Genomic DNA, 12,700 nt, shown 5'->3' with positions numbered 1-12,700 from the left:
GAAGCGGAGGCGATCATGAGGCAGGGGACGAAACTGGGAAATACGGACGGGCCGGCGCTCGGCCTGCGCAATCGCCTGGTGCTCGGCGCCGCGCTCGCGACGAGCGCCTTCCTCGGTGGCTATCGCGGCTATGTGCGACGTGCCTATGCCGCCTGCAGCGGCGCCGGCGGCACCTACACCTGTACCGGCGTGACGACGACGACGCAGACGCTGCCTGGGTCGCCTCCCGCCGTGCTCAACGTGACAACGGACAACACCTTCAGTATCAGCACAGCCGCGGGCAACGCCCTTACCCTCACGGGCACTGGCGGACTCACATTTAGCGACTACGCTTCCGGAGACCCCAATTTCTCGACCATCACTGGCTTTGTTAGCGGTATCGTAGCGCGCAACCACAGTAGCGGTGCGCTGTCGATCACCACTACAGGGACCGTCACAGGAAACAACCTGTCGAGTCCCGGATTTGGCGGAATAGGCATCTATGCCCACAACTACGTCGGAACCACCGACCTGACGATCCGCGCGGCGGACGCAAGCGGTGCGGGAAATGGCATCAACGCCATTAACCAGGGAACGGGAGCGCTATCGATTACTGCCAGCGGGACGGTGGCGAGTACGAGCGACTTGAGCAGCATCGGCGCCGCGAACTTTGGCACTGATCTGTCGATCGTGGCGGCGAATGCGACAGGTCAGATCAATGCCCATAATTACGGGAGCGGCGAATTGTCGATTACCGTGACGGGGACGGCGGCAGCCTCGGCCTTTTCCGCCATTTTCGCTCGCAATCACGCTGGCACAAATCTAACAATCACGGCCTCAGGTACAGTGACTGGAACGTCCGGCATCTACTCCCGCAACGACGGGAGCGGAGCACTATTGATTACCGCCACCGATGCAGTGACGGGGACGATCAATAACGGCATTTACGCCAACAACTCCGGTGGCACCGATCTGACGATTGAGGCGGTAAATGTTTCCGGCGGGACATCCGGCATACACGCAGAACACTACGGCACAGGCGCACTGTCGATCACCGCAACCGGTACAGTAACGGGAACGGCGGGAGATGGGATTTATGCCCGTACCTTCTCCGACGTTATTTCCAGCACCGATTTGACAATTGAGACGACAAACGTGAGCGGCGGGACCTATGGTATCTCCGCCGAACACCACGGCACTGGCGCCCTCTCCATTACTGCCACCGGTACCGTGACAGGGGGTACCGGCGCATTGACTGGAGGCATCTACGCCCGAAACTACGGCAGCGATCTCACGATCGTCACGTCGGGCGGCGTGAGCGGTGGTCTGGGCATCGGCGCCGACCAGGAGGGCACCGGCGTGCTTTCGATTACCGCCACTGGCACGGTGACGGGTACGTATGCGAGTGGCATTTTTGCCCTTACGGGGGTCAACTCTACTGGCCTCACGATCAACGTTGCCGATGTGAGTGGCGTCATCGGCATGTTCGCCGAACACCATGGCAGCGGCGCGCTCACCATTACCGCTAGCGGTCCGGTGACGGGGGGGATTGATGCTGGGGGCATCTTTGCGTTGGCATACGACAACGCTACGGGCCTGTCGATCGAGGCCGCGGACGTAAGCGGTGGGGCATACGGCATCCTCGCAATTCATCGCGGTAGCGGCGGCGCGCTCGAAATTACCGCCACCGGCGCGGTGACGGGGACGGATGGTGGGGGCATCTACGCCAAGACTTTCAACAACGCCAGCGGCCTGACAATCCATGTGGCGGATGTGAGTGGCGGAACCTATGGCATCCGTGCCCTCCACGGAGGCACCGGCGCCCTTTCGATTACCGCCACCGGTACGGTGAAGGGCAATGGCGGCTCGGGCATTTACGCACGCAACGACTCCGCCGCTACTGGTTCGGCTACTACGGTTACGGTGCAAGATAGCGCGACAGTTAGCGGCTCCACGGTCGGCGTCGAGCTTGTGTCCGGCACCGGCCGCGCAGCGGGCGTGGATAATGCCGGTTCGATCGCAGGTGCAACGGGTATTCTGGCGAACACGGCGGGCTCGGTCACGATCACCAACGCCGGTTCAATCACCGGCACTGGGGGCACCGCGATTGATCTCACCGGCGCCGGTGCCAGCACAATCAACCAACAGGGGGGCACCGTCACCGGCAATGTTGTCGGCGGGGTGGGCAACGATAACGTGACCGTCAGCGGCGGCACCATCACCGGCAATGTTGTCGGCGGTGCTGGATTCGACCAGGTTTCAGTTTCCGGCGGCACCATCGAGGGCGGCATCGACGCGGACCACGTCGAACTCACCGGCGGCAAGATCGATGGTAACATCACCGGCCTCGGCCCCAATACGCTGATCATCAACGGATCCGGCGCGGTCGATCCGCTCAACCTTGCCGACGAGGTCCTGTTCAGCGGCACGGGATCCAACGGCACCGTCACAGACACCGACCTCGCTGCCGGCCGCAAGAGCCAGAACTTCGCCGGCTTCGACAATTTTTCGGCCGACGCCTCCACGCTCCGCTTCAGCGGTGGCACGCAAGGCATCAACCAGCTCAATCTCGGCAACGGCTCGACGCTTTTCATCAACGGCAACGTCACCATGCCGGGTTCGATCATCGCGACGAATTCAACGCTGTTCATCAACGGCAACCTCACCATGTCTGGTTCGATCACAGCTACGAATTCGCTGATCGACATGACGGACGGCGTCGCCAACGACGTGCTGAGGCTCGGCGGCCTCACCCTCAACGGCGCCCGCATCGGCCTCGACATAAACCAGCAGACGGTGCAGTCGGATCAACTCATTGCCAGCGCGTTTTCGGCCACCGGCGCCAACACCATCATCGTCAATCTGCTGGGCACGCCGCAATTCGCCCAGGCGACCGATATCCCCCTCATCGTCTCGACTAGCGGGCCGATTGCCGGGACCTTCGACGTCAAAGGCATTCCCGGCACGCCGGGTTCGCTTTTCACCTATGAAATCGTAGCTGGCCCGAATGGCTTGTTCCTGCGTGCCACGCCGGCCAATTTCGGTATTGCCGCGGCGCCCACCAGCGCCACCAACGCCGGTGCGGTCACGGTGGCAATCGACGCCCTCTACGGCATAAACCGTGATGCGATCGATGCTGACCTCAACCTCTCGCCCGCAACCGGGGGTGCAATGGTGCCGGTTTCGTCCAGCTTCGGCGTCTTCGCCTCCGGCCAGTTCGCCCATACCGAGCATGACGGCTACGACATCAGTGGCGGTGGTTTGAATGGCCCCGGCCCGAGCTTCGATGCCAATGATTTTTCGGCCGCCATCAGCCTGGATTTCAATGCCGCCAAACACTTCCAGTTCGACAATGAGTATGGCCTGAACCTCGGCGTTTTCGCCGGCTATGCCTCGACCGATGTCAACCTCGGCGGGTTCCGGGGATTTGACGCCATCGGCGAAGGCACCAACAAGGCCGGCATGTTCGGCGGCTACGCGCTGTTCCGCAAGAACTACGACTACGCGCTGGTCTCCGCCTCCGGCTTCATCGGCGGAAGCGATGTGACCAACGGCGTGCTCGGCACCACCGGCAGCTATAACACCCAGGGCTATGCGGTGACGGCATCGGTCGGCCACATCTTCAAGCTGAGCGAGCGTACCCGTTTCGATCTGCGTGGCGGCCTGCTTGGCGTTTCGTTCCGTGGCGATCCCTACACCGACAGCGGCGGCAACGAGTTCGGCAAGAGCCGGCTTTCATTTGGCGCGATCAAGTTCGAGCCCGGCATCTATGGCGATTACACGCTAAGCAACGGCATGGTGATCAGCCCCTATGCGCGGGGCGAATTGCAGCAGCGTTTCGGCTACAAGAACACGACCGAAATCGACACCAGGGAGATCGACTTCGACGATGCGGATTTTTCCGCCGCGCTGTCGACCGGCTTCAACCTGAAGATGTCGGATTTGACCACCGTCAACGGCGAAGTCCGCGGCAAGGCTTCCTCCGACAGTTCCACCGTCGGCGCCAAGCTCGGAGTGAAAATCGCCTTCTAGCTAATGCATGTCGGCCCAAAAGTGGCCCCGGTTTTGGAGAACGACATGCATAAAACAAAGACCTAAAGCGCGTCGTCTGAATCCATTCAGACGACGCGCTTTCGTGTGGCGGATCCGAAATTCGTGTCACCTGGAAATGGCGCGCCGCGCAATCAGCAGATGCTCGCCAAGCGAGATCAAGTGTTCTATGCTCTCCATCGACACCGCATGGTCGTGATGTCGATACGGAAGTCTGTTGTCATAGGCAGGGGGGTTCCATGTTCGAAGTCGTCGGATTCTGGTGGAAATCACGGTCAACAAGTTGGCTCGCCATAGAGACGCTTGGCTTGATCGTTGCGCTTTCCGTGTTGCTTTTGCCTGGACTGGGAAGCGCGAACGCGCAGCCGAACTGGACGCTCGATCCGACCGCTTCGGTACTCACCTATCAGTCGGTCAAGAAGAACACGATCGTCGAAACAAACAAGATCAGGAATATTTCCGGCAGCCTCAGTTCCGCGGGCGATGCCAAAGTCTCCTTCGACCTCAATTCGGTCGATACGGGGGTCGACCTTCGCAATGTCCGCATGCGGTTCCTTTTCTTCGAGACATTCAAATTTCCGACCGCTGAATTGACCGCGAAGGTGGATCCCGCGGCGTTTGCCGACCTCGCGACCAAGCGGCGCGTGAAGGCCGTTCTTCCATTCCGCCTCAACCTGCACGGGGTCGACAAGGATCTCTCGGCCAACATCGTGGTGACCATGATCAGCGACAACATGGTGTCGGTCGCGTCGGAGGCTCCTGTTGCCGTGCATGTGGAAGATTTCGGGCTGCTGCCGAACGTCGACAAACTCCAGCAGGCGGCCAATGTGACCAATATTGTTCCGACGGCTTCGGTGTCGTTCGATTTCGTGTTCACCGCTGACGGCAGCAAACCTGCCACTGTGCAAACCGTCGTGGCGAGTGCTGCCGACGTCGGCCCCGTCGCCACCGATGCGGCGAAGACCAACTTCAGCGACGAGGAGTGCCTCAACAGGTTCGCGGTGCTGTCGCGCACCGGAGCTATCTACTTTCGAACGGCGAGCGCGCGGCTCGACAGCCAAAGCCGCCCGCTGCTCGCGGAGGTCGTCGGTGTCGTTGGCAAGTGCCCGGGCCTGAAGGTCGAGGTTTCCGGACACACCGATTCCGATGGGTCGCCTGTCGAGAACAAGCTCTTGTCGGAGCGCAGGGCTCAGGCGGTTGCCGACGCCATTGTCGCCGCGGGCATTCCGCGTACGCAGATCACGGCGACCGGCTACGGCGAGGATCATCCGGTTGCCGCCAACGACACGCCGAAGAACAAGGCGCTCAATCGGCGGATCGAGTTTTCCGCCACCAAGCTCGTCAACTGAGGAAGGGTCTGTTGTCCCGGTGAATTTCGATCTGATTGCCCGTTGCGGTGGCCTTATGCGCGGCATCGGGCTTGTCGCGCTGGCACTGCTTTTGACTTTGTCGGCTGCCAGTGCCGAACGCCGTGTTGCGCTGGTCCTTGGCAATTCCCAGTATCAGCATGCACCGGCGCTGACCAATCCGGTTCGCGACGCGCAGGCCATGGCCGAACGCCTGAAGAGCCTGGACTTTGAAGTCGTTTCCGGCTTCGACCTGACCAAATTGCAGACCCAGACGACGATTGCACAGTTTGCAAAGCAGGTTCGCGGCGCCGACATCGCCCTTTTCTTCTATGCTGGCCACGGGTTGCAGGTTTCGGGCAGCAACTACCTGCTTCCGGTCGATGCAGCGCTTGAGGACGAGACCTCGCTCGACTTCGAGGCGGTGCCGGTGGATTTCGTTCTGCGGCAGATGTCGCGCGAGACCAGCATAAGGTTGATTTTCCTCGATGCCTGTCGTGACAACCCGCTTGCCGAGGTGCTGGCAAAGACCGCCGGCGTCAAGGGAGCAAAAAGCGGCCTTGCCGAAATCCCGATCGAGAACGGTGGCGCCGGCACGCTTGTCGCGTTCGCCACCAGTCCTAGCCAGGTAGCCTATGACGGATCGGGCGAACATTCGCCGTTCGCTTCGGCGCTGCTCGCGCATATGGGCGAAGCCAATGTTTCCATCACCGAAGCGATGAACCGCGTCACCGCCGATGTCTTCAAGGCAACCGGCGGCAAGCAGCGTCCTTGGATCAATGTCTCGCTGACCACCGAGGTCGTGCTGCACAAGATCGATCTCAACGCGCCGCTGATCGTCGGCGAGGCGACCGCTCCGCAACCGGAAGGCGGCTCGGAGGTGCGCAACGCCACGGCAAATCCGTCGGGCTCCGGTGACGACGCCCAGCTGGCACTCAATGTGCTGCGTCAGAAAATCCCGAAGCTTGCCTCGGACGACCCCATCTTTTTCAACCACCCTATCGATTTCGGTGATCCGGAAATCGACGGCAAAAGCATTGCCGAGCTCATCAAGAGCAAACCGCGCTTCAGTCCGGTGGAGGGATTGGACAAATCGGTATGGGAGGGCAAGCACTGCGACGGCTGCCACCAATGGAACGAGGAGCGGCTGTGCGAACAGGCGAAAAATTTCGCCGCCAACGATGTCTCTGTCTTGCGCCTGCAGCATCCGCTTGGAACGCGCTTCAAGGTGGCGCTGGCCAAATGGGCTCAAGGCGGCTGCAAGTAAGGCAGGACGGGTGACGGACGCTCTGACGCTCTAATTTAATATGCATCCGCTGATTGGCGCAGCGCCTCGATCTCGGCCATCTGGATGCCCATCTCGACAAATGCCGAAAGAACGGAAAACCGGTCCGCGAGTGCGACACGTGCCAGTCCGGCCAAAATCCCGGCATTGACTGCATGGGCGGCAGGAAAGGGTTGCGAGGCCGATGCCATCGTCGCAGCCCTGGCCGAACCATTGTCACGCCATCCCGCCGCCAGGGCAATCCAGCCGACCGGCGTTGTTGGCGGTGTCGCCGCGGCTGTGCTGACGGCTGCCCGATGGCGGGGACTGTCCGGTTCACCAACCCAGTCGCGAACAAGCGCGAGCAATTCGTGATCGCTCTCATCGAACAGGTCGGTCAGGTGGCTCAGGCATTCATGGGCCCACCAGACCGCGGCTCGCTCGGGAAGCAGGTAGGCACAGAATGTAATCGCTTCCTCGGGGACGCGTCCGGCGAGGAGGCCGCGGCAAAACTCGATCGAGTGCTGTTCGGTTGGAGGGGTTCTCATGTCCCGGGCAATAGCGGGACAAGCAATGAAAAGATCCCGTGCCGTTTTGAATCGGAGCCCATTGGCCATGACCGCCACGCTTTCATCGAGGAGCTCTGGCCACTCAAGCCCTAGGCGCGGCGCGGGTCAAGTCTCAACCCGTAACGCGGCAACAACTCTCGGCATTGTCGTGCCCCCAGCGTTTGTCGACAGACAATTGCCTGGGAATTTGGTATGATCGCAGCCGCTCGAAATCTGGTGCTCAAACAGGAGGAGCCGCTATGCAGTGGAGCAGTTCAGCCTTTGTGTTGGCGGTCGTGTTTTGCTCGACCCACGCTTTCGCCGACCCCGTTCAGAAATCAGAAGACATTGTGAAGTTTTTTGCCGGTGCGGCCGATCTCGGCAAGTCGCGAGGAATTTGTGTCGGCTCCGAGGAGGAGTGCAAAAGCAAGAGCAAGGCAGGTGACGCGCCGGGAGAAAAAACTGGCCTCGACATGATGATCAATTTCGGCCTGGATTCGGCCGAACTCAACCCGACTGCGCGCGCTGAACTCGACGAGTTCGCCAAGGCCCTGAAGGACAACCGGTTGAGCAAGTTCAACTTCGTCGTCGAAGGCTACACCGACGCCACTGGCACGGTGCAATACAATGAGGGCCTGTCACAACGACGAGCGCAATCGGTGGCAGCCTTCCTGACGGCCAACGGCATCGAGACAGCACGGCTCAACGCGATCGGCATGGGCGAAAAGAATCCGCGCAGCCCCAACCCGTACGATCCGGTGAACCGCCGCGTGGAAATGCGGATAAAGACGCAATAGCCGCCCAAAACCGCATGGCGGTCCTTCGAATGTCGGCTGTCAGTTCTTGAGCACGCCGCCCACGACCACACCGGTGCCGAAAATCAGCGCCTTGGTGAGGAAGTCGTTGTTGTCCTGGCGCGGCGGAAGATAATCCACCCGCGCTACGGTCTCACGGTTGCGCCGCTTCTGAACAACCTTCTGTTGTTTGCGAGGATTCTGTGCCACCGGCCTCGGCGTGCGAACCTTCTGCACCATCTGCTTTTTCGGCAGCGCCGCGCGGGCTTGATTGGCGGCGTATCTGGCGCGCACGCCTTCCATTATCGGATCTGTCTGGATCACAAGGAACGCAAGTTGCTCGCGCGTCAGATAGCTGGTCTGCGGGAGACCGTTCTTCGTTTGCCAGATGCCGATCGCCTGACGGGTCTGTGGGCCCATGTTTCCATCGATGCGCCCAAGCTCATTGCCCAGCGCTTCGATGCGCAATTGCAGGTCGATGCGCCCCTCGCGATCGAGGCCGATCGCACTTTCCGTCAACTCCGTGCCCGGTGTCTGCTCCATCTCGTCCGGAACGCCGACCGAGGTGCGCACGGTCGAACCGGAACTGGCGTTCGTCTGGTCCGTATCGAGTGTCGCGACCTGCCGATTCTGGGCCTTCGGGCCGTTCAATTCGTCGATGCTCAACCGCGCCACGGTGGCGAAGCGACCGTTCGGAAACTGGTCGAGATAGGCCTCGTAGAACGGGATGGAACTGCGCTTCGAGGCCTCGTCCCAAAGGCGTTGCTCGACTTCCCACGAAGGAGGATCACTGGCAGCAGGGACAGGAGCGGATGTCGCTGCGGCGTTCGATGCGTCGGCCACGGGATTTGCAGCAGGCGCCACTGGCGCGACGGGTTTTCCCAGGAAAACCTCGCGCCCCAGCGATGCGTTGTGCCAGGGCCTCTGGCGACCTTGCGTGGTTTCGGTCACTTCGCCGCGCACGCGCGTCAGCGCGCCCTGTATTTCGACGCCGGGTTCGGTCAGATGCCTGGCGAGCGCCGTTGAGTAAGGACTGTCGACCCCGTTGCCGTCGAAAGCGATGGCGCCGGGATCCGTTGCGTAGGCAATCAGGAGGCCGCCGGTTCCGATACCGTCCGATTTTGCTTCGACCGGCGCCAGACCGGTACCCATCGAGGTGGAGCGGCTCTTCGGCATCGAGGCGGCCAGCGTTCTTGCCAGCGGATTGTCGCGGCATGCATCGAGGATGATGACGCCGACCGCCGGGTCGGGCGGCAACGCAGCCATGAAGTCGTCGATCTGAATGGTACGGGTCTTGAGATAGGCCGGCGACGTCAATTCGGCGTCGACCGGTATCAAGTAGTTCTTGCCGTCGACCTGCATGCCGTGACCGGCATAAAAAATGACCGCGAGGTCCGCGTCATAGGATTGTTCGGTAAACCGGCTGATCAGGCTGTGCATGCCTTGATTGTCCTGGTCGACCCCTTCGATCACCTCGAACCCGGCATCGCGCAGCGTCGATGCGATGAGATGGGCATCGTTGGCGGGGTTGGGCAAGCTAACCGCATGGACGTATTTGCTGTTGCCGATCACCAGCGCGACGCGCTTGGCGTTGGGCGCGGCAGCCTCGGCGCCGGCGGCAGCCTGGGCGCCGAATGCGGCAAGGAAGAGCAGGATAATCCCGCTCAGAAAGACTGCGAACGCTTTCATGGATCAGCCCTCCGCCCACCGGGGCGCGCTGTTGATGTCTGCACATGCCAGGTTCGTCAGCGACAGGGTCGCCTGTGCCAACAATGGCTCCTGGGCGTATGTGATCCTGACCACAGTTCTGGTTCACAAGCGCCCGAAAAAAAAGTCCATGGTATCACTTGGCAGCAGGAATACCTGAGAGACGCGAGCCGCGCCGGCAGGTTCAAAGCGTATTCTGTGCCGAGCTTATGAGGGCCGTGATGGCCTGCTTGTATTTTTCGAACTCCGGCGATGTCTGGCGGATCTCGGTGGTCGTTGTCTGCGGGCCGGCGTCGGTGGCCACACGGCTGAGCCTTTGGCCCATTTTCCTTTCGGCCCAGTCGACCACATAACTGGCTGTCTTGCCGGTGAGGAACGGGTTGGCCTGGATGACGGCCGACCCGAGCACAGCGCTCAACTGCGCCGAACCTGTCGCCGACAGCACCTGATGTGCGCCTTCCATGCCCAGGAAATGACAGAGATACAGCCGGCCGGCCGTGATCTGGTGGCCGCGCGCCCGAAGATAGGCCTCGCCTTCGCGCGCCAGGTTGCGCACCATCTCACGCGAGATCGTGGCGTCGTAGCGCAGAGCGAGCAGGTCGGCGGTCGACAGAGTGCGCGCCAGTTCCGGGCGGTAGGTATTCATCATCCTGATCCAGGTCTTGGTTATGAACTGGCCGGCGCCGGTCGCCGAAGAATTTGGATTCTTGGCGCGAGCGCTGCCACCACTTTCGACATGGACGATACGGTCGGTGAGCGTTTCGACGGCGGAATCGTCCGAAGCGATCGCGGTAACCGTGCCCAGGGGGTCGATGGCCTCGCCATTCTGATAAAGTTCGAAATGCAAATGAGGTCCGGTCGAGAGGCCGGTGGTGCCGATGTAGCCAATGATGTCGCCGGCTTTCACCTTGGTGCCGACACCGGCGGCGATGGCAAATTTCTGCATATGCGCATAGCGCGTCTCGCGCCCGTTTCCATGCGAGATCTTCACCAGGTTGCCATAACTGCCGCCATCGCCCTGGAAAGTGATCTCGCCATCGAAGGCGGCTGCGATCGGCGTGCCAACCGGCGCCGCCCAGTCGACGCCCTTGTGGATGCGAACGGTCCCGAGGATTGGATGCTTGCGTGGCCCGAAGGTGGAGGTCATGACTCCGTTGACCGGCGTGACCATGCCGTTGGTGACTGTCAGCGAACGAACCAGATCGTCACCGGTAACGCACGCGAACTGGCCGTCGCTCTGCTGGAAGACGAAACAGTCGAGGCTTTTTTCGGTGCCCTGGACGCCCACATACAGCACCCGCCCGGCACCTTCGTCCTTGCCGCGCGGCGTTTGCGAATAGATCAGCACAAGACGCTGGTCCTCGCTTGCAAAGGCGTCCAGGTCCTGTCCTCTCGAGAGATACATGATCGCTTCGCCGATCACGCCGGTCGGAACACTGTTGCGGGCTGCCGTCGAGTAGATCGCGTCGAGCAGACGGTACTGCCTTTTGTGCGTGCCTTCCGCCTGTGCGCCCGAATAGTTGAAGAGATCTTCGCGGACCCAGGGATCGACACCCGACACGAACGCGCCCGCTGCATTGCGGGTCAGCGTGCCGACAAACACGTTCTTGGCGTAGATCGAAACCTGCATGAGGGACATCGTGGTCGTCTCGCGCGTCGGCCTGAAACCGCGCATGGCAACGACGTAACCCGGTTCCAGACCGTCGCGGTTGAAAAGCGCCTTCAGGGCCTCGCCCGCCAGCTTGGCGTCGTCCGCGGAGAAATGTGCATCGAGCGCAACGCTGTCCAGGCTGCGGTCGTTGAGGATCTTCACGAACGTGTCTTCGGTCGCTTCGAACCGTTGATACTCATTCGTTACGACTGCCACGCTTGTGTTGTTTTCGATCTGGGTCTTCTGGAAGGCGGGAAGCGCCGCATCGCCCGCATCGATCGTTTCACCCCAGCCGGCTTCGGGATCGTCGGCATCCGCCTTCTGGTCCGAAGCTGGCGCGGGTTCCCCTGCGGCGGGCGATGGCTCAAGATCGTTCTGCAGATCGCCGGTTGGCGCGGCAGTGGTCTTTCGCTGCGCCTGGAAGAAGGCGAAATCCTCCTGCGTCGACGGTATCGTTGTCATGAATTTTTCGCTGGCGCTAAGCATCACGTCGGACAGGATTTCGATCTGGGGCGAAACGTCGGCTTGATCAAGTTCGGCCGGGCGCGGGATCACGCGGCCTTTCGTTGCGGCGCCGGCATCGGGCGCCAGGGTGATCCACATCGGGTCCCCCGCCAGGTCGATAATGGCGGGCACATAGACGGACGCATCGGCCGGCACATCGTCCACGCCTTCGACGGCGTGCAGCTCCTCGTCTTCGTCGCCGAACGACCAATAGTCCGCGGTAAGATAGAAACCGGCGGCGATCGAAAGCAGGACAACCACCGCTAGGCCGGCCAAGAGCCTGCGCCAAAGCGTGCGCCTGCGAAGGGCAGCGCGCGCCTGCTTTTTCTGCCTGAAGCTCGTGTCGATATTGTGCGTCACGGATTGCTTCCGGTCAGGAAGAAGGTCCACCGCACCTGTTCAAGCGTGTCGACTTCGAGAAATTGCGCCGCGATGTGGCCGCGCTGCCAGCATTCGTCGATGCCGCGTATCGAGAAACGTCGCCGCTCGATGCACATTTCGGTCGATCCGGTGAGGATCGCATGGCCGAACACGTCCGTTGCATAGATGTAGATGTAGCGGTTCGTCAGTTCCTCGCGGATGACGTTCACGCATTGGTTTGCGCCGATGGTCCACCAGCCATCGGTCTGGTCCGCATTGTCGACCTTCTGGCCGACGGCGAGATTGACGACATCGAGCGTCTGGTTGCAGACCGTGAATTCGGCGCGCGCTTCGGTGGATGACAGCACGGCCAGCAGGGCGGCGCCCGAAATGACCGTAAGCCTCATGCGGCCCGTCAGGGCAAGCAGGGCGGTTCGAATCGGGCCACGCTGCTTTATCGGCAGGTCGGCAGACGATTGCGGCGAACACGAGCGGCG

At 61.4% G+C, this 12,700-nt stretch carries 8 protein-coding genes; 4 read left to right on the top strand and 4 right to left on the bottom strand.

Annotated elements, in window-relative coordinates; genetic code table 11:
- Positions 1–15: 15 nt before the first annotated feature.
- The 3 genes from HNQ71_RS06335 to HNQ71_RS06325 all read left to right on the top strand — a co-directional run bounded on the left by HNQ71_RS06335 (position 16) and on the right by HNQ71_RS06325 (position 6,642).
- Positions 16–4,011: a hypothetical protein gene (locus tag HNQ71_RS06335; RefSeq protein ID WP_184871678.1), complete on the top strand. Its 3,996-nt coding sequence runs from the start codon at positions 16–18 to the stop codon at positions 4,009–4,011.
- A gap of 257 nt (positions 4,012–4,268) precedes the next feature.
- The gene (locus HNQ71_RS06330) at positions 4,269–5,378 is read left to right on the top strand and encodes an OmpA family protein (protein ID WP_184871677.1); all 1,110 of its coding nucleotides are present in this window, start codon (positions 4,269–4,271) and stop codon (positions 5,376–5,378) included.
- Between the two features lie 19 nt (positions 5,379–5,397).
- Positions 5,398–6,642 (top strand): caspase family protein, encoded by a 1,245-nt coding sequence (locus HNQ71_RS06325; RefSeq protein WP_343068059.1) that lies wholly within the window; start codon positions 5,398–5,400, stop codon positions 6,640–6,642.
- Between the two features lie 35 nt (positions 6,643–6,677).
- On the opposite strand, the gene HNQ71_RS06320 is transcribed toward HNQ71_RS06325, so the two are convergent.
- Positions 6,678–7,256, bottom strand: coding sequence for a DUF6931 family protein (locus HNQ71_RS06320; protein WP_184871676.1), 579 nt, complete (start codon positions 7,254–7,256; stop codon positions 6,678–6,680).
- A 191-nt stretch (positions 7,257–7,447) separates the two neighbouring features.
- Between HNQ71_RS06320 and HNQ71_RS06315 the strand changes: the two genes are divergently transcribed.
- Positions 7,448–7,984 carry an OmpA family protein gene (locus HNQ71_RS06315; RefSeq protein ID WP_184872254.1) on the top strand — a complete coding sequence of 179 codons (537 nt, stop codon included), beginning with the start codon at positions 7,448–7,450 and terminating at the stop codon, positions 7,982–7,984.
- 39 nt (positions 7,985–8,023) lie between these two features.
- Here the strand turns inward: HNQ71_RS06315 and HNQ71_RS06310 are convergent, their stop codons facing one another.
- The 3 genes from HNQ71_RS06310 to HNQ71_RS06300 form a co-directional block, all read right to left on the bottom strand.
- Positions 8,024–9,670, bottom strand: coding sequence for a caspase family protein (locus HNQ71_RS06310; protein ID WP_184871675.1), 1,647 nt, complete (start codon positions 9,668–9,670; stop codon positions 8,024–8,026).
- Positions 9,671–9,872: 202 nt separating this feature from the next.
- The gene (locus tag HNQ71_RS06305) at positions 9,873–12,203 is read right to left on the bottom strand and encodes a peptidoglycan DD-metalloendopeptidase family protein (protein ID WP_184871674.1); all 2,331 of its coding nucleotides are present in this window, start codon (positions 12,201–12,203) and stop codon (positions 9,873–9,875) included.
- Entirely contained in the window at positions 12,200–12,610 is a 411-nt protein-coding gene (locus HNQ71_RS06300; protein WP_184871673.1) for a DUF1036 domain-containing protein, read from the bottom strand. The genes HNQ71_RS06305 and HNQ71_RS06300 overlap by 4 nt, the downstream gene beginning before the upstream one ends.
- Positions 12,611–12,700 lie beyond the last annotated feature (90 nt).

Origin of the sequence: Mesorhizobium sangaii (genome assembly GCF_014207355.1) — a bacterium.
Taxonomy (GTDB): Bacteria; Pseudomonadota; Alphaproteobacteria; order Rhizobiales; family Rhizobiaceae; genus Mesorhizobium; species Mesorhizobium sangaii.
The sequence above is the reverse complement of the archived record's forward strand: the minus strand, read 5'-3'. Positions and strand labels throughout refer to the sequence as shown.